The sequence below is a fragment of the Verrucomicrobium sp. BvORR106 genome (assembly GCF_000739655.1).
Classification (GTDB): Bacteria; Verrucomicrobiota; Verrucomicrobiia; order Verrucomicrobiales; family Verrucomicrobiaceae; genus Verrucomicrobium.
On sequence record NZ_BATR01000109.1, the window covers coordinates 1 to 19,743 of the forward strand.

Sequence of the window (19,743 nt, forward strand, 5' to 3'; positions counted from 1 at the left end):
GCCTTCTTCATCCCCGCTCAGGGCCACCAAGCCTTCCGCATACTCGGGCAGTTCACTCCAGAGCACACGGCTCTGCCCCTTGGTGGTACGGAGCTTGGCACGGGTCATGAGGCGGGCCAGATTCTGGTAACCCTGTCGGGTGGCCACGAGCAGCGGGAGCACGGTTTCATCCTCCATGGTGAGCTCCATGCCTACGAGGGCGCGCAGCCCCAGTTCTTTGGCTTTTAAGTGGGCGCGGGCGGAGCCGTAGTAGCCGTCACGATCCGTGATGGCGATGCAGGGCATTTCCAGGTCCGCGGCGCGGGTCACCATGTCCTCAGGAGAGGAGGCTCCTCGCAGGAAGCTGAAGGCGCTGCGTGCATGGAGTTCGATGAAAGACATGGTTATGTGCTCAGCCCAGCAGGCCCTCCAGGATCCACTCGCCATTGCGTTGACGGGCCAGTTGGAACAGGGCGCCTTTCTCACCGGTCACCACCCAGATCTCCCTCCGCCAGGCTTGGGTGGCGTCCCACCAGTTGCCTGAGATGAGCCAGGGGCCGTCACAGGCGGTGATCACCTGACTGTAGTGGGGGGTGCGAAAGGCGGCGGGTTTTTCATTCACCAGGAATACTTCCGCGGGTGGCGCGGGACGGAGCCGGCGCAGAGGCAGTCCCACGCAGGTCATCTCTTCTGACGGGATGGTGACCGCGGTTGCGGGGGAGGGGGATGAAGAGCCATTTTCCAGGTCAAAGAAGGGGGTGACCGCAAAGGCATCCAGCCGACGGCTGGGCAGCAGCTTTACCCGGCCGACATTGCCTGTGCCCACCAGAGCCTCAAGATGGGAGAGGGTTTCCGCGAACCGATTGGGATCCTTCAGTGTGCGTTCAAAGAGATGGCTCTGGCAACCGGATGGCGTGATGGGCTGTAATTCCAGCGTGAGGCCGCAGATGGGAGCGGCAGCAGTGAAGCCCTCCAGGGCCGTGTGGATGACGCGGAAGAGGAGGTCCACGTCCCGGGTGGGCTCGGCCACCCGCAAGTCACGACGATGGCTGGTGCGATCCTCAAAGCGCAGCTCCAGCGCGGCAGCAGCGGCCACTTTCCAGTCAGCGCCCAGGCGATCGCACAGATGTTGCAGATGGCGGCGCAGGATGAAGAGCAGCGGCTCCAGGCACTCCACGCGATGCTCGAAGTCCTCCTCCATGCGGTAGCCAGGCACGGGGCGCACGAGCCTGAGCAGACGTTCATGGCCGCCGTTGGCCAGATCCCACAGCAGCATGCCCTCACGCCCCAGGCGCTGGGTGACGCCGCTGCGGGGCAGCTGGCAGAGCTGGCCCACGGTCTTGATGCCCCACAGGGCAAAGACTTCCGCAGTCTGCCAGGTGGGGTTTAAGACGGAGAGAGGGAGAGCATTTAAGAAGCGGCGGTTTTCATTCTCATTCCCTGGCGTGTCATGGATGATGCGGATGGGGCGGGCCGTATGCGCTGCCAGCACGGCCAGATCCGCATGCCGGGCGAAGCCGATGCGGGCTGACAGACGGTGACGGGCCAGATCCTGGCGCAGGGTTTCTCCCCAGGCCTGCTCTGATCCACGAATGCCCTTCAAGCTGGAGAGATCCAGAACGCAGAGGCCGGGGAGAGTGGACTCATAATACGGGGTCTGGTTGGACGCGCACTCCAGCAGCCGTTGTTGAGCGGCCCCTTCAGCCGCAGCATCACGGTAGAGCAACTGGATCGCGGCACAGCGTGCCTGGGCCATGCTGGCGGTCATGCCGGGGTGAACCTGAAAACTCCTGGCCACGGCATTGAGATGCAGGACGCTGGCCTGCTCCCGCACCAGAGAAGAGCTGCCAGCCACGGCGTCCAGCAGCGCCACTGGCTCGGTGAAGCCAGAGTGAGCCAGAGCCTGCAGCTGAAAAGCGGGGATGAGAACGGCCGCGTGCATGGGGAAGGGACAGTGAGAGGTGAGTGGTAAAAGGTAAGAGGTGGTGCAGGTGAGGTTATTTGAAATAACTTGAGTGAGAGGGGGTGGGGTGGCGTCAGCCCACACGCAGGGACTGTTTCTTCACGGGGTCAGTCTGCACTTGCAGAGCGTGGGTCAGATCAGGGGTGGGGCGTTGGTGATCTTCCAGGGTGAAGGAAGGGTGCAGGAGCAGCCGGGTGGCGGCGCAGGAGATGACGGGACTGGGAGTGAAGATGCAGGTGGTGACGCCGCTCTTCTCCCCCAGCATGCGCAGCCGATGCCACACGCTGCTGGGCAGGCGCAGTAATTCCCTGGCGGGGTGCAGTTGCAGATCCATCAGCACCAGGGGGATGTTGCCGTCCCTGAGCAGGAGGTCGGCAGCCTTGATGGCCTGGGGGAGCTGCTGGCAGCGCACCCAGAGAAAGCGGTCCAGTTCGGGCGCGCCAACGCTCCAGGGGTCAAAGGCGTCACTCCCATCCACCATGGCGGTGTATTCCGCCACCGCAGTCTCCCGGTGCAGTAGAGCTGCCTGGAGCAGGCCCACCCCGGACGAGGAGCTCTCGCTCACAATCTCAATCAGCGTCCCGAGAGGGAGTTGCATGGCATCCAGGCTCGCTACCCCGGTGTGCCACGTCGTTTTTGCCTCCTTGCGAACCGCATGAGCCTCCGGGAACTTGCTCTGCAAGAGCTCCCGGAAGGCGATGACGTTGGCAGGCAGAGACATAAACAAATAGTGTTCGAGTGAACACTATTTGTTTAAAAAAGAGCTTTGGCAAGTGCTTCGGAGGCGCAATTTTTTTAAACTTCTCTGAAGTAATGGAGAGGGGGGAGTTGTTGAGACTGTTCTCTTCACTGCATCATCAAAGGCCTGTGCTTTCTCAAGGAGCGGCGGTTTGTGCTTGCACAACCGCCGGAGGTGACGGGAGGAAAGAGGGGGAAATCGATGAAATAATTGAAAGCCAAGAGGGTGCTTTTGGAGACGGAGCCTCTACACAACGCTTTCAGCGTTGAGAGCTTCTCTGGCTGTACCCAACGTTGACTCGCTTGAGGCTCGTCAACATTGGGCTGTGTTACAAATCCCCTTCAGGGATTATCCTCTTCGAGGATGAGCTTCGGGTCAAAAGGCGCTGGTGGCGGCGAGAGGGTGCGAGGAGATCACAAGGGGTGCGAAAGCGGCGATTCTCGCCGCAGTCCCAAAGATGCTGCGCATCCAGGTGGAGTTGACCTTGGGTAGGTGAATGCCGACTCGCCTTTCAGTGTCGATAACTGATCGAATTTGATGACACCGGCGGGAAAGCGAAGCTGGCAGACGCTTCAGCTAGTGCCTGCCAAGGAATCTGGGGGGGGCTGACGTGGGGGTGTTGATGGCGGTGAGGAGAAAGGAGATATTGTCGGCCTGCCCACCTGATCATCCTCTGCGGGGGTACCCAACGTTGACTCGCTTAGGGCTCGTCCAACGTTGGGCTGTGGTAGAGATCCCCGCTGGGGATCAGCTTCGAACTGAGAATGGCACCTCCAGGTGGTTCCTTGGCAGCCACCCCAAAACGCGCTCGGTTGGTCGGTTCTCCTTACGTCGACAACTACAGGGCGCTGGATGGTGGGTGATCAAAGACCAGTGGGTGGGAGTTGAGGCGTGAGCCATCGGGGTGAGTGCGGAGGCAGAGGGTGTTTGATGATGCCTTCTGCCGTGCGACCGCCAACACAGGTCGTAGTTATCGACGTGAGGAGGCACTAATTTTCCGGTATGCGATGTCTGCCCCGACGAGAACAATCGCGTGTCCAAGGGCTACTACAGAACCGCGAGGCGCGGCAGGATCAAATACCCCACACATCTCACCTTCTGATGATGCGTTTGCTCTAATGCCGGAACCAATGATTCATGTCAGCCTCAGGGATCACCTTTTTAAGTTCATCCACCACCAGGTTCGCGAACTCGATGCTGCCTGGCACGTTGAGATGCGTGCCATCCCGGCGGGTGGCTGGGGTGGAGGTGGGGAAGTCAATGTCGCCTGCCGCGGGGGCGGTGACTTCTGCGGTTATGGGCGCAGGCGCAGGCACCGGAGCAGTTGCCGCTGCAGGCTCAGGTGCAGAAACGGCATCCCCAGGTTTCGTCGAAGGAGGCGTCGTTGGACTGGAGGTAGAGGTAGAGGAACCAACTTCTTTGGCCGCCGGGGCGGTTGCAGGCTTGACGGGCAGGATGGGTTCAAACGGCTCCACGCCTTGGGGGCCGAGCTTGACGACGTGTTCCACACTGCGGGTATAGAGATCCACCAACGGGACTTTCTCCTCTGTCGCGATCCGGCGCATGGCATTGGCATAGGGGGCCAGTTCGCCCCGCAACTGTCCGCTATTATCACGATTGAAGATGCGGCGCACCAGGGAGGTCACCAGGACTGGCTTGGCCCCCGCGGCGCGGACCTCTTGCACGTAGCGGCGCAGGTTCTCTGCGTAGGTGGTTTCGGGGTCCGTTTCGCGCTTGGGGCCTTTGCCCGGCATGTCATTGTGGCCGAACTGGATGAGCACGTAGTCTGGTTTGCTGTTCAACACTTTTTGCCAGACGCCGGTATCGCGAAAGCTCTTGGAACTCTGTCCGCCACCGGCGAAGTTCTGGCACAGCACCTGGCCAGTGATCGCCTTCTTGAAGCCAAAACCCCAGCCTGCCGTGTCCGTGACAGTGGAGTCTCCCGCGAGAGCGATTCGCACTACCGGTTGCCAGGGGGTGAAAGCGGGGCCGGGGCCTTCCTTGGCCAGGCGCTTCTTCCAGGCGGGATAGTCCTTGTTCAGGAGGGATTGTGCCCAGTCGCCGGTCCAGGCGTAACCGTGACGGGCCCAGCCGATTTCTGCCATGCCCAGCTTGCGCACACCGTCGCGGTTGGACCAGAGGGGCTGGTTGGTGGTGATGTCATAGAACCTGGCCCAGAGGGGCTTCGCGGCAGGGTCCGGTGTGGCGGAGAAGTTGTGCCCCTGGGTGTCATCCGTGGTGAGTTCCTCGATCCGCCAGCCTTCGATCCGGGCGGTCTGCAGCCAGACTACGGCGGCCTCGATGGACTCGACGATCTCCGGAGCGGGGCGGGGGAGGCTCATGAGAAGCTTGACGATGGCCACGGACTCCGCACCGCTGAGGGATACCAGCTCAAACTTTCGTGCTGGGCGCGGGCTGTAGTCGAACTCGTCATGCTGGGCGCACCAGGCGGTGAGGCGGCCGTCCACCTTGATCTGGCATTTCAAGATGCACTCGATCCCACGCTGGAAGGCAATCTGGGCCGCGGTACGCCGATCCGCGTCCAGCGCCTCGAACACGCCCGGCTTGCCCATCTCTTGCAAAAGCAGCAGGATACGCACCATGGAGTTGTCGTTGAACGTGATGTGGCGGTGGTACTCCGAATCTGGCGGGTAGAACTGCGGCCAGCCCCCGGTGGGATACTGGGCGATGAGGATGTAGTCGAGACCGTCCTCCACGGCGCGCAGGTAGCGGGCATCTCCCGTAGCCTTGTGCATACGGGCCAGATAGCGGATCTCATCTGTGGTCGCACTGTTGTCAAAGATGGGCCTCAACTCGCCCACCAGTTCATCGCGGCGGCCGGTGAAGGGCTTGGCGGTGAGGTCCAGGTTCTTGGGCCAGCCGCCGAAGTCGGACTGATATGAAAGGAGATTGGCCGCCACGGTTTTGGCTTCCTCTGTGGCAAACCACGCTGGAGTTTTCTTGAGGAAGTCCTTGGTCTCTGCTGCCTGGATGAGTTGGGCGGGTGCGATGCTGGCAATGGCGGTGAGGAGGGCGAGAGCCTGGAGCGCGGTGCGGTGCATGGAGCAGGGAAACAGAGGTGGAAGGGCCGCTTCCTAAACGCACTCATGTCGCGGGTTTCTCACAACTCACGCGACAAACTCGCGGCGGTGTTTCCAGAGGTACATCAGAAACCAGGCACCGAAGAGTGTGCCAAAGGGGGCCAGCAGCATGAGCAGCGGACTGACGACCAGGAGATAGCGGTAGAACCACACTGCCCGGTAGCGGCAGGCCATCAGGGCCAGAACCAGAACCGCCACAACGGGCAAGGCGACAAAGCCTCGCGCGGCCAGCGTGACAATGAGCTCGCCAACGGTCTGTCCCATGAGCTGGGCATCCGCGGTGCCTTGCTGAGCCAGTTGCCGTATGATGCGTGTCACCGCCCCCCCGGCATCGATCAGGATGTAGAGCAGAAAGACTGCGCCGGGGACGGCAAAGAAAATGCCACTGCCAAAGGGGTGAATGGCAGGAGGCTGGGGCGGTGAGGAGCTTTCCATGCTGCGCTAAACATGGAGAAAAATCGGTGGCTCGCAAGTTTCCTCAAGCCAACCACCTGCGCACCCTACGCCGTGGTATGCAGCAGCCGCAACCCGGCGCGCAGCCGTGCTTCTTCCACCAAACTCTCCTGGACCTGGGACTGCTCCAGCAGGGCTTGATACTGACCGCTCTCAGACCCCGTGGGCAGGTTGCCAGCCTCTTTCAACAGCGTCCACAAGGCGGACTTGCCGCGGATTCCCAAGGCCAGGGCTTCAAAGGCCTGCAGCCAGAAGACGGGCGGTGTTTCGCACTTGGCCATCCACAGCTTCAAGAAACCCGCTTTCTCTGCCAGCCAGGCCCCGGCGTCTGTCCACTGGTTGCGACTGGAGTCCAGCGTGGTAATGAGATCCGTGAGGACAGATTGCTCACCGGTGATCTCATTTTCAAGGCGGTCCAGCAGTTTGGCTTCCGAAGGCGGCGGGTCAGATTTCCGCAGGTGGGCGATCAACTCCAATGCCCCCACGGAGGCGGATGCATGATCTCGCAGGTAGAGGGCAAGTCCGTCTTTGTCCATGCTCCCGGATCGGGCCGGAGGGGAGGGGTGGTCTTGAGAATTGAAGGACAAAACCTGCTGAAGGGGAGCTAATTCAACTGTGTCCCTTCACGCGAGTCATAGGAAACAAGTGTGAGGCGGGCTCATATCACGGCCGTGGGAAACGCGTCCGATGTACTGTGAAGGAGGAGTCAGAATTGCGCATCCTCATCCGCACGGTGGACAAGAGGTGCTCACGACGGAAGAGCTACCCTTTTTCCTTAGATGCAATTGCGTCTCAAACGTCTTGACGGTCTTCCCTTTGGTGAGACTTTGTCGCAAAATGCTCGGAATTGATACAAACTTAGACTCACTTTCAGCGAGTTAGGAGCTGCTCCGATGTCGTCTCTGACCGCCGCAGTCACTCGATTCGACCGTCTCAGTCGCCTTTCCAAGGTGACGATGACGGCGCGGGATGCTGACGAGGTGTTTCAGGCCCATCCCATCCCGGTGGGACCGCTGCCGCCGGACGGCATCCCTGAATTTGAGATCCGTCCCGAGGTGCCCTGGTGCACGGGGGAGGTTCGAGAGCGTAGTATCCGACCTGGGGTGTGGATGCACTGGGGCAGTGAGTACGTGACCGGGCATACGACCATCCGGCACACGGAGATCCGTTCTCCCTTGCTCTTCACGTTCGCTGTGGACGGCGGGTGGGAGGAGGAGCATCAGGCCGGGAAGGGGACCTTCCGCAGGGAGTCTGGAAAGATGGCGGTGATCCATGGTCCTTCCATCAAGTCGTGCAGCATCCTGCCCAGCCAGAAGTCTTTTCATGTCACCATCTGCGTGTCGGAAGATGCCTTGGACAACTTGCTGGAAGGGGATGGTTCTGCGGGAGCACGGTGTCTGCGTCAGGTGGCGGCAGGCAGCAGCTCGTCAGACATCACCCTGCCCATGACGGCCGGCGTGCGAATGGCGGCGCAGACGCTGCAGTGTTGCCCTTATCAGGGGGCGGCTCGCACGATGATCCTGGAGGCGCGGTGCAATGAACTGATGGCGGAGATGATGGTGGCCCTGACCCAGCATGCGGGGGTGTCTGCTCCGGTGCGCGGGTTGGCTGCCGGAGTGGTCATGCAGATTGAGCATGCGGCCGCCATTCTGCGTGAGCATCTGGAGACGCCTCCTTCTCTGCTGGAACTGGCGCGCAGCGTCGGCCTCAGTGAGACTACACTGAAGCGGGGCTTCCAGCAGGTGTACCAGAACACCCCCTTTGGCTACTTGCGGAGCTGCCGCATGGAGCACGCGCGTAATCTCCTCGAATCCGGCCGTACCACGGTGCTGGAGGTGGCGTCTTATGTGGGCTACTGCAACCCCAGCAACTTTGCTGCGGCCTTCCGCCGTCAGTTCGGGGTGAACCCCAAGACGTTTCAGCTGACCGCAGGCAGGTGATAATGGGCCGCCCGCAGGTGGATTTTGGCAGCCTAAATATGGCAGGGATGCGTCACCGGTGAAGGGCCGTCAGAACGGCCCAACTCCCACGCCGGCCATCTGGACAAGACATCCCAATGAAGAAAGGCCAATCAACCCAACGCCGCCCCTGGGCGGCACCACTAGTCAGCGCCCTCTCCCTGGCGCTGGTCCCCACCTCCAGCGGGCTGCACGCCCAGGAGGCGGCTCCCGCTCCCAGTTCAGCCCCGGCCCAGACGGCCAAGCCTGCCGCAACGGAAGGCGGTACCACAGAGCTGGACACCGTGGTCGTGGAAGCAGCGGCGGAGAACAACGTGGTGGAGGTGCCGACCAGCACACCCACGCGGCTGCCTCTGACCATGCGCGAGACTCCGCAGTCCGTCACCATCGTGAACCGGGAGCGGATGGAGGAGCGCTCCCTCAATACCGTGGCCGAAGTGCTGGCGGACACCCCCGGCGTCAGTGTCTATGAACTGGACAGCGAGCGCACGCTCTACTATGCCCGCGGGTTTGAGGTTTCTGAGTTTCAGATCGACGGGGTGCCTTATGCCACCGGTGCAAATGATGCCTACGGCGCCACCCCGATCTATGACACCGCCCTCTATGAACAGGTGGAGATTCTGCGCGGAGCCAACGGTCTGCTGAGTGGTCCGGGCTACCCCTCTGCCACGGTGAACTTGCAGCGCAAGCGTCCGGGCAAGGAATTCGGCGGCTACATTTCCAGCTCCATCGGTCGCTGGGACTACTACCGCTTTGAAGGCGATGTGACGGTGCCGCTGACCAAGGATGGCCGCATTCGCTCCCGCTTTGTGGGCGTGTATCAGGAGCGCGAGTCCTACATGGACAACTACAGCGAGGGCAAGAACGTACTCTACGGCATCATCGAAGCTGATCTCACGGACAGCACCCTCCTGAGCCTGGGCTACCAGTGGCAGGAGAGCAAGCCGCGCGCTGCCACCTGGGGGGCGGTGCCGTACTTCGCCGCTGACGGCAGCCACATTGATCTGCCACGCTCCACCAACTGGTCCGCTCTCTGGAGCAAGTGGGACCGCACCGCAGGTACTGCCTTCATCACGCTGGAGCAGAAGATCGGCGATGACTGGACCATCAAGGGCACTTATGCCCACACAGAGAGTGATCTGGACTGGGCGGTGGCCTATGCCGGGAGCGGATTCCCCGATCCCAAAACGGGCGCGGGCATGAACATCTGGCGCTCGACCAGTCTGGTGGATGAGACGCGCGACAGCTTTGACCTCTACACCAACGGGAAGTTTGAGCTCTTTGGCCAGAAGCACGACATCGTCATGGGCTTCAACTACTCGATCTACGAGTCGGAGACGACCTATCTGGACACCACCTATGCGTTCGACACGGTCATCCCGAACATCTTCACCTGGAATCCCGCGCTGCCTTATCCTCAGTCACGAGTGACGGGCGCGTACGACGTGACCACCACGGAGCAGTACGGCGGTTATCTCGCGTTGCGCTTGAAGCTCGCCGATCCGCTGTCGCTGATCGTGGGGTCCCGGTTGAGCAACTGGGAGACCTACCGCGACAACTATGACACCAGCGGGAAGTACACGGGTTCTGACAACAGCTTCCGCGTCACCAGCGAGTTCACGCCCTACGCCGGTCTGGTGTTCGACGTGGCGGAGAACCTCTCCCTCTACACCAGCTACACGGACATCTTCGACCCCCAGATGGGCCGGGACACCGAGGGGAATATCCTCGAACCCATCCGCGGTTCCAATATCGAGGCTGGCATCAAAGGGGAGTTCTTCAACCACCGCCTCCTGGCGACGTTCAGCGTCTTCCAGGCGGAGCAGGACAACTCCTACCTCACGGACTGGAGCTCTCCGCCCTTCCCTGACGGCACCTTCCCCTCCATCCCCACCGGTCCCATCACGAGCCGAGGCTTTGAGCTGGAGCTGAATGGCTACATCACGAAGGACTGGTCTGTCCATGCGGGGTACACCCACGTGAACACGGAAACGGACGATGGCCTCAACGCGCAGTCCAACCTGCCCGAGGACCTCGTCCGCATCTCCACAAACTACCGCCTTCCCGGGAAGCTGGACAAGCTCTCCGTGGGCGCGGGCATGAGCTGGCAGAGCGACACCAACAACGAGTACTGGGGCAGCACGGCAGGGGAGATCCGGCAGAACGGTTATTTCCTGTTCGACGTGAATGCGCAGTACCGCATCACGGAGAACCTCTCCGCCTCCGTGACGGTGAAGAACCTCTTCGACAAGACTTACTACCGCAACGTCGGCTTCTATGACGGCGTGTACTTTGGAGAACCCCGGAACATCCAGTTCTCCCTGCGGTACAAATTCTAGTTCGCTTCGCGGGAAGCGGGACTGGAAACCTAAAAACCCCTAAAGTCCTGAGGCCGGCGTTGTGAGCGCTGGCCTCAGGCAGCTCTTTTAACCCTGAAGCATATGGTCAAGAAATCTGGAAGCTCGCTGCAGGCCAGGCTGGGCGTGGTGTCCCGCTGTGTGGCCGCGATCGGCGGTGGTTATGCCCTGGCAGCCTTGAGCAGCGTGGTGCTGGCTCTGACGCTGGCCCTGCCCCGCGAGGAGGCGGTGATGGCAGCCTCCATGCCGGCCTTCCTGATCTTTGCCGCGGCTGTTGCCTGGGCGTTTTGCGCGCGGACAGCGTGGCTCGCCTGGGCGGGAATCGGCGGCCCGGCCCTTGTGCTCGCACTCGCCGTGTGGTGGCTGAAACCAGTGGTGACCGCAGTTGCTGTTTGAAATGAAGAAGACCTTCCGTCAATCCATGGCCTGGCTCCACACGTGGACCGGGTTGCTCTTGGGCTGGGTGCTGTTTGCCATCATGGTCACCGGCACGGCCACGTACTTCCGTCATGAGATCACCCGCTGGATGCAGCCGGAGATGCCGACGCATGCGCCTGACCGCGCGACGGTGAACGCCGGGCTCACACGGTTACAGGAAATTGCATCAAAGGCCGGACGCTGGGGTGTGGAGCTGCCCGATGCCCGGAGTGGTGCCGCCTCCATCTGGTGGCAGGAGGGGCTGGGGAGGCAGGGGTTCAAGCGGGAGGTGTTGCCTGCTCTGGACCAGGCTGGTCCCACTCCGCAGGTGCGGGACACTCGGGGCGGGGAGTTCTTCTACCGCTTTCACTTTCAGCTGCAGCTACCCCATCCCTGGGGGCGCTATCTGGCAGGGGCAGCGGCCATGTTCATGTTCATGGCTCTGATCAGCGGCATTGTCACCCACCGACAGTTCTTCAAGGATTTCTTTGCCTTCCGGCCGGGCAAGAACAATCCCCGTACGGCGTTGGACCTGCACAATGTCACTGCTGTGCTGGCATTGCCCTTCTACCTGCTCATCAGTTACTCGGCCCTGGTCATCTTCATGCATATGTACCTTCCATGGGCGGAGAAGGTCTTGCCTGAGGAGAAGGAGGCAGGCAGCCGTCCCAAAGCGGCGCAGATGGCAGGAGACAAAGCTTCGTCAGAGCAGAGTGCGTCAGGCGTTCCGGATCTGGCCATGATCTTGCGTTTGTATGACAAGGCGCAGTCACAGTGGACGACAGGGGCCGGACCCGGTGTGCGCCGGCTGGAGATCTCCTCGCGGAACTCGCCAGAGGCCACGGTGGCTTTTTCGCGTTTTGATGAAGGCGGTGTGGGGATGCAGCGAGCGGCGAAGCTGGAGTTCAATGGGATCACTGGCGAGGCTGTGGAGCAGAAGGCGGAGCGCAAGGGGATCGTCACCGCCATTCACAGTGTGATCTATGGTCTGCATCTGGCGCGTTTTGCCGGGACAGGTTTGCGCTGGGGATTCTTCTTCATGGGGATGATGGGGTCAGTGCTGGTGGCGACTGGCCTGGTGCTGTGGACCTTGAAGCGCCGCAACCGTCATCTCAGTGCCGGGAGGGTGCCCTTTGGTCATTGGTTGGTGGAGCGGTTGAACATCGCCACCATCACAGGCTTGTTCATCGCCATTGGCACCTTGTTTTGGGCCAACCGGCTGCTTCCCCTTTCGCTGGCCGGTCGTGGTGACTGGGAGGTAGATTGTTTCCTGTATGCGTGGGGCTTTGCCTTGCTGCATGCCTGTGTGCGGCCAGTGGGGAAAGCCTGGCGTGAGCAGTTGATCCTGGTGGCGTTCTTGTTTTCGGGGCTGCCTCTGCTGGATGCCTTCACGGTAGGTACTTACTTGCGCAGCTCTGTGCGGGCGGGCCAGTGGGCTCACGAGGCCTTTGATGTGGCCGTCCTGGTGCTGGGTTTGGTCGCGTGGACCGCGGCCGTGCGGCTCGCGGGACGGAAAGTGAAGCAGTCGGGAAAAAGCCCGACGCGACCGACAGCTTCGCAGGCGCAGGATGAACCGGCATCTGAAGTTGCTTGAGAGGAGGCTCGAATTTGATCAAATCATGAATGGCGTGTTGTTGACCCTGATCTTTCCCTCCCTGGCCTGTCTGGCCGTGGCTATGCCTGTGCATCACCGCAGGGTGTTTGGCCGGGAGATAGCACCAGCGGGCCGGACGGTCTGGCGACTCTTGGGCGCAGGAGGCTTGCTGGCAGCGCTAGGGCTGGTGCTGACCTCCCGGCAGTGGACGGTGGATCTTGTCGCCTGGACGGTCATGCTGGCCGTCGCGGGCCTGGTGCTAACTTTTCTGCTGACCTATGTGCCCCGCGTGCTCCCGGCGGTGGGCCTGATGGCGCTGAGCCTGGCGCCTGCTTTGGCGTGGTGGGGGTGATTGATTGAAGAAGTGGCGACGGGGAGGAGTTGGGTCTTGACGTATTGCTTGCCCAATGACGTTTTTGGCTTCAGTGGGTTCAAATGTCGCGAAGCGTCTTGGAGTACGGTGGCTCGACACCGTTTTCCGACCGATGACGATTGAGTGAAGTAGTGCGTTGGAGCGAAGGGGGCGGCGTCGTTCCCAATGCAGCAATCTAAAGATTGAACTACAAACAGCATCCAATAAGCAACGTAGTGGGCGTTGCTGGAATGCCTGGGTCCTAGGAGATCACAAGAGGCGCGAAAGCGGCGTCGAGCCGCACGCACTCCAGACGCTGGCGCGACTTTGTTCATGCCAGTCTGAGAAATGCGCGGAGGGGGGACTTACCTTGCCACCGTCAGTGCACCGCTAAAGCACTGGCGCTCCGGCAACAGCCCGCGTTCCAGCAGCACTTGAGCGATGGCTCCCTGGTAGGATGACTTGCCATCGGCCATATAGAGCGGGTCGAGACCTTTGCCGTCGCCCTTGAACAGGGCGGGGAGCTGCCGGTTCGAATAAGGCTTGAGAGCCGCTCGCATTTCCGCCACCTGTTCTGGGGTGTGATACTGGGCGAGATTTTTGATGGCGGCAGACTTGGTGAAGTGGAAGACCAGATCGCTCTGAGAAGAGGCCAGAGCCAGCGCCTTCTGGCTGCCGACGGCATCGTACTTCAGATTGTGTTGCATGTGCAAAGCCCCTAGCAGAAAGGGGGCTCCCGTGCAGACGAGTTTCGTTGCGCCAGTCTTGTCGTTCACCACATGGATCAAGACATAATTGGTCGTGGTGGAATCGTTCTTGATGGCCTGTAGGAACAGGGCATGGGAGGATGGATGCGCGGCGGACGCATGCAGAGTGACCACCATTGCCAGCATCTGGATCAATTTCCCGGGCATCATCAGCCGATGGTGCAGCCATGGCAGCAAACGGTCAAGCTTCTAAAATCGCCACGTCATCCCGGCCTTGAGCGCGGCTTCAGACTGCACGTATTTCAACCGCCTGCGATCCTGCACGGCATAGCCCTGGTTGACGATGAAATAGACATCCGTGCCAGGGCGCACGGTCCAGCGGATGCGGCTGTTGACCCCGAAGGTGTCGGATTCATTGTCGTACTGGGCGAGGGTGTTCCAGGACAGTCTTGGGGACACGGCCAGGTTCAGGCGCACGGTCAGGAACCGGCTGGTGAAGTCACCACTCGGGAGTTCCACCCCGTATTGCTCATAGCCGATGCCGGCAAATACATGGGGTGAGGGGCGGAAGTCGATCTGGGTCCAGAAGGATCGCAGTTGACCGTTGTAGAAGTCACCGACTTCGAATCCCGCGGAGGGGGCAAGCATGCGGGAGGGAGCTCCGAGAAATTCGCCCTCGACACTGTGGAACTTGTAGTCGCCGGGTTCGATGAGATTGCCGGGACGAATGTCAAAGGGCTCAAAGAGCTGCTCCTCCTTGTGATTGAGCCAGAAGGCGAATTCATCCCCGCTCTCCAGCTCCCACCGCAAGCCAGGCAGGACGTGTTTGGCAGATTCCAGCCGGTCATCGAGATCAGTGACCAGATACGGAGCCACCCTTATGTTGAAGCTGCGCAGCCAGGAACTGTTGACCTCGTACCGGTAAACAGTGTCGAGCACGTATTCCCGTACTCTCTGGCGCTCCAGGAAGCCAAGCGCCGGATTGAAGTCATCTCCGATCTGACTTGCCGCGGCGAAGATGTCCCAGGGCTGATTGCTGTAGCCCGCGCTCCAGCCAAAGGCGGCATCACGGCCGGACTGATCATCATCGCTGCCCAGTCCCCACAGGGTGGTGTTCAGGTTCTTGTCACCGAAGAAGCGCGAGGTCCGCCAGGTGAGATCACCGCCAAAAAGCGTGTTGTCACCCGCCTGGTACGGATCACCATGGGTGAGGAGCATGCCAAGAGTTGTTTCCTCAGAGAGCTCCCGGGTCACACGGGCCACGAGGAGGTTCTTATCAGGGAGTCCATCGTGGCCGTCCTGCTGCACATCCAGAATACCCAGGGTATAGGGGCCGGCCCGGCCAGTGAACTTGGCACCTGCCATGATGTCCACCGGTGTGCCATCGGCACCGCGGCCGATGGTGCGGGAGAAGAAGGGAGTGAGCAGACTGGTGTTGGTGGGGAAGCTGAAGTACGGGGCATCCCGCAGGAAGAAGTCACGCTTCTCCGGGAAGAACAAGGGGAAGCGACTCAGGTTGACCTGGCGGACATCCGCCTCCGCTTCGGCAAAGTCGGTGTTGACCGTGATGGTGGCGGTCAGCGCCGGGGTGATGAGCCAGCTCGCGTCGAATCCGCCACGAAGCTCGGTGCTGCTACCATTCGCCTTGCTGTCGGTGTGGCGGAGGACGGTGTAGGGCTTGAGTTCCAGGCCCAGGCCTTGATCAAGCTCGGTCATGCCGTCCAGGCGGCCGATGTCCGTGAGCCAGTCACCATCGCGGGACTGGGTGGGCTGTGCCCAGCGGATCATCTCTTCACGACGGCGGATGAGACGCTGGATGTTCACGCCCCAGGAGTCGCGCGCGGGATCAAAACTCAAGGTGCTGAAGGGGATCTTCATCTCCGCGGTCCATCCGTTCGCATCGCGCCGGGCGCGGGCATCCCAGATGCCATCCCACTCCACCACGGTGGTGGTGCTGTTTTCAATGCGGCCGTCCGTCATGGCCCCCAGGGGATTCACGGCAAAGAGGAAGCCGTCCCGCTGCCGGCCAAAGGGATCGATCACGATCTGGACGAAGTCGTCAGCGGGAAAGGATTCTCCTTCGAACGAGTCGCGCTGAAGTTCACGAGCCGTGATACGGCCTGGTTCGCGGTCATCACAACGGATGGCGATGTAGAGATGCTTGTGATCGTGAGCAAAGCGCACCTCCGTGATGTCATGGGGAGTGCCGCCTTCACGTGGGAATACCTGCCGCAGATCTGTGGCTGGCTTGGCTACTCGCCAGCAGGCATCGTTAAGCACGCCATCCAGCTCCGGGACCTTGTGGGTCTGCCCATCCAGCACGAGAGCGGGCACCCTGGGCACTTCAGCCTGACTGAGTAAGGAGTTTGAGAGTTGGAGCGTGAGGGCGAGGACGAAGGGGAGCGGCTTGCGGAGCACGAGGATTCTTTGGGACAGATTTTGAGATGCAGCAGGCGAGGGAGTTAGGTTGCCCAGTGCCTGTTGAACTGGAAACGGTGTCGGAGTCGATGCGACGGTGCCTGACACTTGCTTAAAGTGTCATTATTGCGAAGGAGACGCGGTTGCAATAAGTATTTGCGACGAACTCGCAAGAAAGATTGAGATAGCTCTAAATGGCTCATTTAGCCTGGCATTGGCAGGCTCGCGAAGACGCAGGATCAACGACGAAAAATAAGCGCATCACTGATAGGCGTCAGTTACAGGAGGTGAACCTGTCGGAACAGGTTCTTGAGCGCAGAGTAATCAGGGCTCGTAACGAATTCTCCGTGGGACGCCCGGTAACCTTGGCAGCTAAAACAAATCGTATAGTGGCCAAGCAACCGCCCGTCTGTTGCATAGAACGCAATCGCATGACGTGGGAAGAAGCAGTGCATCGGCATCGAAGGGAAGTCCTTCACCGTTGTGGCACCCAAGAAGGCCTGTACTTCTCCGTCGTTCAAGGTTCGCCCTTGCCATGGTGTGCGATCTGGATTGAGCGCTCCGTCGATCACAAGGACTTTGTTCGGGCTGGGCAGCTTCGTGCTTCGATTGATAGCGTACGCTGTGACCCTTGTGCATTCGGGAAATCCGGCCTGTGCGAGCGGCGCAACGGTGGCGGTTGAGAGGGACTGGGGCAAGGCTTCAGCTTCTGTGTCCGAGTGCGGGCGGGACTGGCAGCTCATGCCACCAGCAGTGAAGATGACTCCCAAGAGGTGACGGCGGTTCATGAAAGTACAGGGTGGAGGTTTTCAAACGGGTGGCCAGGACTTCGTCACTCCGTAGGACTTCCTTTGTTCAGCCTCGGAGAGCACACCGTTGCGCATGAGAGTTACAAAGCCCAATCCCTGCGCATCGGGGAACTCGAATTGCAGCTCCACCTGACCCAATAGGTATTCGTAGAACAACAGCGTTTCGCCCTCAGTCCGGTCTGTCCAGTAGGGCTCGCCGAAGATGGTCAGAATGTCCCTCTCTGTCATCTGAGGCAGGAGAGTGAGAGGGCGGCCATTGCGCAACAAAATGCCAGTGAACTCCGCCACGGTGATGAAGGCATGGTCAAAGACACCATGCTCCGTGCCGATCTCGATGCCCTGCCCATTGGGCTCAAACACACCGCTGGGGGAGTTGATCACTTTCTCAGGCAGAACGGATGAAGGCATCTCACCGAGCGAAACCCCATTGAGTTGGAACCATCCCAAGTCGATCTCCAGCTCGATGGGCTCGGTGCTTTCCTGGACGAACACCTCTTCAGGTGCCGGGCGACGATTGAAAAAGGAGAACAGGCCCATGAAGCGCGAAGGATGATCAATGAAACGTAGCTGGTTCTCAGCGAAAAATCCAGAGGCCACCGCTCACGATGACGACAATGCCCCATAGCACCCATCTGGAGGTGTGCCAGATTGTCAGAATGCGGTGTGTCCACGAGCGGGCATCTCTGTCCCAGGGCGCATCACCGATGCGGGATGACTCTGCTCCCCAACGCTCGGTATCATAAAGAGCCGAGACGATGCGCATGATGCCATCCAGGATGACAAACAGCACCAGAACAATCAGCGCAATGCCTTCGATCATGAGGAGCTTTAACTTGCGTTGGAAGCTGTAAGAGCTTCACACAAGGTTAGCGAAAATCAAGGGCGATCAGGCTGAAGTCGTCGGGCAGTTCCCGGCCGGCTCTTGCCAGCGTCGCAGTGTGGAGGTGGGCCGCCACGATGGAGAAATCACTGAGGGCGAATGCCGACTGGAGCGCTTCATACCCGCAGTACTTCCAGACGCCGTCAGACACGATGAAGAGGCCATCTCCCACATTGAGATCCTGATGGAACATCGTGAACTGGCACTCACCGCTGCCTACGGGTGGATTGCGGAACTGCCTCGAAGTCCATTCCTCGATGTTTCCGGATTCACGGGAGAAATGGTACAGCTTGGAGTCACCACACGATCCGCCGGTCACGCTTTCACGGGTGATGGCGGCTGCCACCAGCGTCGTGAATCCCTCTGTCTCGCTGACCTCCACATCCACGTCGTCGAGCAAGTCTTCCCAGTAGGAAGGCTCCAATAGGTCGGAGGGAGCCGAGTCCTGGGCGAGCTGCATGGCGGTCTCACAGGCGACTCGTGCCGCCTCTGCGCCATGTGCCCGGCCACCCTGACCATCTGCCAGGAAGCACAGCAGCATGTCGTGGCCCATGGGGTGTCGCCGCACCAGGACATGGTCTTCATTATCCGGTTTGCCACCAGGTTCGCTGTGGGAGTAGAAACGCATGGTGCCGCGGGTTCAGCCCTTCCAAAATTTGCTGGGATCCGTGCCGCCAGCGGTTTCCTCAAAGAACCGAAGATCTTTTAGTCTGATCCTCGCATCTTCAGAGGCCAGCGCGATGCCCTGTTGCTGGCAGAGGGCGTTGAGTCGTGCGATCAGGCTATCCCGCGAGGTGTCCGAGAGGTAGGATTCAACGATTACTGCACGTGAGAGTCTGGCCCTTACTCCAGCAAGCATCAACACCTGATCATTGCGAAGCAGCACGGCGTCTTCCCAGGGGGCCAGCCATCGTCTTCGAAATGGGAAGGCACCAGCCTTCAGTTGCAACCCATCCGGGGTTACAGTCAACACCCGGGGGAAAAGGGCCATCCACTGAAACTGCAGCGGGTTGATGCAAATGCAGAGGGAGATAAGGGTCGGTGTGAGGTCCCAGAAATTGTGATGCCGGAGAAAGCTTCTTACGCCTGCATAAGACTGCCACATGACCAAGAGCGCCAGAAAGGTGACCCAGATCCAACCCGGAACACGATGCCACCTTTTTCCCTGGGGCGGAATGATTACCTGATTCGGTTGTGGCATGATGCAAAAGAGGCGGAAGTTTGATTAAGGCAAGTGCAAAACCACTGGGCTGGGGAGGGGGATGACATACCTGAGTAGCGAGAACTCGCCACATGGACGCCGCTAAGACGGCGGGAAAATTGACGTTTTCTCACCTGAGACCTGTCTCTTATAGCGGGTGGACGAGGCCTGCGTTGAGCAGGGCTGACCCCTGAGCATATAAAACAAATCATCGCAACGCTTCGTCCATCTCGAACATTCGTTTCCCGTATCCTGCGCTTCCGGCTCCTGACAGCATTCCTGGAACTTGCTCATCGCCATCTTTACATGATTCGTTTGACCCCCATCTTCCTGTTTTGCTCTCTCGTGGTGCTCGTGCCTGCTGCCCAGGCGAAGATTGAGTTCAATCGGGATGTGAGGCCCATTCTATCGGACACCTGTTTTCATTGTCACGGGCCAGACGTGGCGGAGCGCAAGGGCAAGCTGCGGCTGGACATCCGGGAAGAGGCGCTCAAGCCCGCCAAGTCCGGCGCTCTGGCCATCGTGCCGGGCAAGCCGGACGAGAGTGAACTGATCGCACGCGTCTTCACCTCAGATGAAGATGACCTCATGCCGCCGACCAAGCTGCACAAGCCCCTGAGCAAGTCGCAGCAGGAAACCCTGCGGCAGTGGATCGCGGAGGGCGCGGAGTATCAGGGCCACTGGGCATTCATCGCGCCGACCACGCCACCAGTTCCCAAGCTGGAGAATCCTGCTCACACCGCCCGTGTGGTAAATCCCGTGGATGCCTTCATCCTGGCGCGGCTGGAAAAGGAGAAGCTGCAACCCTCTCCCTC

19 protein-coding genes are annotated in these 19,743 nt (G+C 60.4%); 6 read left to right on the plus strand and 13 right to left on the minus strand.

The window, feature by feature from the left end; translation table 11 throughout:
- The 6 genes from BV106_RS19370 to BV106_RS19395 form a co-directional block, all read right to left on the minus strand.
- Positions 1 to 381: PHP domain-containing protein (locus BV106_RS19370; protein WP_038167344.1), on the minus strand; the 381-nt coding region annotated here is incomplete at its 3' end.
- A 10-nt stretch (positions 382 to 391) separates the two neighbouring features.
- Positions 392 to 1,921 (minus strand): DNA polymerase Y family protein, encoded by a 1,530-nt coding sequence (locus BV106_RS19375; RefSeq protein ID WP_038167345.1) that lies wholly within the window; start codon positions 1,919 to 1,921, stop codon positions 392 to 394.
- Between the two features lie 94 nt (positions 1,922 to 2,015).
- A complete protein-coding gene (locus BV106_RS19380) occupies positions 2,016 to 2,663 on the minus strand; it encodes a hypothetical protein (protein ID WP_038167346.1) in 648 nt (215 codons plus the stop codon).
- 1,133 nt (positions 2,664 to 3,796) lie between these two features.
- A complete protein-coding gene (gene pelA, locus BV106_RS35870) occupies positions 3,797 to 5,743 on the minus strand; it encodes a pectate lyase (protein ID WP_051946072.1) in 1,947 nt (648 codons plus the stop codon).
- Between the two features lie 66 nt (positions 5,744 to 5,809).
- Positions 5,810 to 6,217 carry a hypothetical protein gene (locus tag BV106_RS19390; protein ID WP_038167347.1) on the minus strand — a complete coding sequence of 136 codons (408 nt, stop codon included), beginning with the start codon at positions 6,215 to 6,217 and terminating at the stop codon, positions 5,810 to 5,812.
- 65 nt (positions 6,218 to 6,282) lie between these two features.
- A complete protein-coding gene (locus BV106_RS19395) occupies positions 6,283 to 6,771 on the minus strand; it encodes a hypothetical protein (RefSeq protein WP_038167348.1) in 489 nt (162 codons plus the stop codon).
- Between the two features lie 357 nt (positions 6,772 to 7,128).
- Here BV106_RS19395 and BV106_RS35875 point away from each other — a divergent pair, with 357 nt between their 5' ends.
- From BV106_RS35875 to BV106_RS19420, 5 genes are all read left to right on the plus strand, one after another.
- Positions 7,129 to 8,175, plus strand: a complete 1,047-nt coding sequence (locus BV106_RS35875) for an AraC family transcriptional regulator (RefSeq protein WP_051946073.1) — start codon at positions 7,129 to 7,131, stop codon at positions 8,173 to 8,175.
- A gap of 116 nt (positions 8,176 to 8,291) precedes the next feature.
- Complete coding sequence (locus tag BV106_RS19405; RefSeq protein WP_038167349.1) at positions 8,292 to 10,532, plus strand: TonB-dependent siderophore receptor; 2,241 nt, start codon at positions 8,292 to 8,294, stop codon at positions 10,530 to 10,532.
- A 102-nt stretch (positions 10,533 to 10,634) separates the two neighbouring features.
- Entirely contained in the window at positions 10,635 to 10,946 is a 312-nt protein-coding gene (locus tag BV106_RS19410) for a DUF3649 domain-containing protein (RefSeq protein WP_038167350.1), read from the plus strand.
- Between the two features lies 1 nt (position 10,947).
- Positions 10,948 to 12,561 carry a PepSY-associated TM helix domain-containing protein gene (locus BV106_RS19415; RefSeq protein ID WP_038167351.1) on the plus strand — a complete coding sequence of 538 codons (1,614 nt, stop codon included), beginning with the start codon at positions 10,948 to 10,950 and terminating at the stop codon, positions 12,559 to 12,561.
- A gap of 25 nt (positions 12,562 to 12,586) precedes the next feature.
- On the plus strand, positions 12,587 to 12,913 hold the full coding sequence (locus BV106_RS19420; RefSeq protein WP_038167354.1) for a DUF3325 domain-containing protein: 327 nt from the start codon (positions 12,587 to 12,589) through the stop codon (positions 12,911 to 12,913).
- A 365-nt stretch (positions 12,914 to 13,278) separates the two neighbouring features.
- Here BV106_RS19420 and BV106_RS19425 read toward each other — a convergent pair whose 3' ends face one another.
- From BV106_RS19425 to BV106_RS19455, 7 genes are all read right to left on the minus strand, one after another.
- A complete protein-coding gene (locus BV106_RS19425; protein WP_038167356.1) occupies positions 13,279 to 13,830 on the minus strand; it encodes a hypothetical protein in 552 nt (183 codons plus the stop codon).
- Positions 13,831 to 13,869: 39 nt separating this feature from the next.
- A complete protein-coding gene (locus tag BV106_RS19430; protein WP_038167357.1) occupies positions 13,870 to 16,038 on the minus strand; it encodes a DUF5916 domain-containing protein in 2,169 nt (722 codons plus the stop codon).
- 278 nt (positions 16,039 to 16,316) lie between these two features.
- Positions 16,317 to 16,826: a hypothetical protein gene (locus tag BV106_RS19435; RefSeq protein WP_038167359.1), complete on the minus strand. Its 510-nt coding sequence runs from the start codon at positions 16,824 to 16,826 to the stop codon at positions 16,317 to 16,319.
- Positions 16,827 to 16,847: 21 nt separating this feature from the next.
- Positions 16,848 to 17,384 carry a hypothetical protein gene (locus BV106_RS19440; protein WP_038167361.1) on the minus strand — a complete coding sequence of 179 codons (537 nt, stop codon included), beginning with the start codon at positions 17,382 to 17,384 and terminating at the stop codon, positions 16,848 to 16,850.
- A gap of 37 nt (positions 17,385 to 17,421) precedes the next feature.
- Positions 17,422 to 17,667 (minus strand): hypothetical protein, encoded by a 246-nt coding sequence (locus BV106_RS19445; RefSeq protein ID WP_038167363.1) that lies wholly within the window; start codon positions 17,665 to 17,667, stop codon positions 17,422 to 17,424.
- Between the two features lie 46 nt (positions 17,668 to 17,713).
- The gene (locus BV106_RS35880) at positions 17,714 to 18,355 is read right to left on the minus strand and encodes a protein phosphatase 2C domain-containing protein (protein WP_051946074.1); all 642 of its coding nucleotides are present in this window, start codon (positions 18,353 to 18,355) and stop codon (positions 17,714 to 17,716) included.
- Between the two features lie 12 nt (positions 18,356 to 18,367).
- Positions 18,368 to 18,928, minus strand: a complete 561-nt coding sequence (locus BV106_RS19455; protein WP_038167364.1) for a hypothetical protein — start codon at positions 18,926 to 18,928, stop codon at positions 18,368 to 18,370.
- A gap of 306 nt (positions 18,929 to 19,234) precedes the next feature.
- Between BV106_RS19455 and BV106_RS19460 the strand changes: the two genes are divergently transcribed.
- A partial coding sequence (locus tag BV106_RS19460; RefSeq protein WP_038167365.1) for a c-type cytochrome domain-containing protein occupies positions 19,235 to 19,743 on the plus strand: 509 nt, incomplete at its 3' end.